This is a genomic window from Belnapia sp. AC561 (assembly GCF_979252845.1).
Genome location: NZ_CEEDBP010000125.1, coordinates 1 through 388 on the forward strand (window position 1 = coordinate 1; position 388 = coordinate 388).

The 388-nt window shown below is 59.3% G+C and carries 1 protein-coding gene; it reads left to right on the plus strand.

Translation table 11 applies throughout. The features are described from left to right. Positions 1-171: 171 nt before the first annotated feature. Positions 172-388 (plus strand): alkaline phosphatase family protein (locus AC0IW9_RS30415; protein ID WP_471652042.1); only part of this gene is annotated, 217 nt, incomplete at its 3' end.

A 388-nucleotide genomic window follows, 5' to 3' on the forward strand; every position in this document is an offset into this window, starting at 1 on the left:
GTACTGAGCGTGACTGCCAGCATGGTCGATGAACTGCGATAAAACCCCACTCTCCGACGCTCGCCCCTGTAGGAGCGGCTTTAGCCGCGATGCTTTTCAAGCGCAACAGCATCGCGGCTTAAGCCGCTCCCACAAGGACTGAGGCACGCCTTTCCAACGGTGGAATAGCACATGAAACACAACGTCATTCTGGTGTTGCTCGACGGCCTCAACTACGGCGTGGCCGAACATGCCATGGGGCACTTGCAGGCTTACTGCGGCGCTGGGCGCGCAGCGCTGTACAAGCTCGAATGCGAACTGCCGGCACTCTCGCGGCCGTTATATGAGTGCATTCTGAGCGGCGTACCACCGATCGAAAGCGGCATCGTGCACAACGATGTGTCGCGTC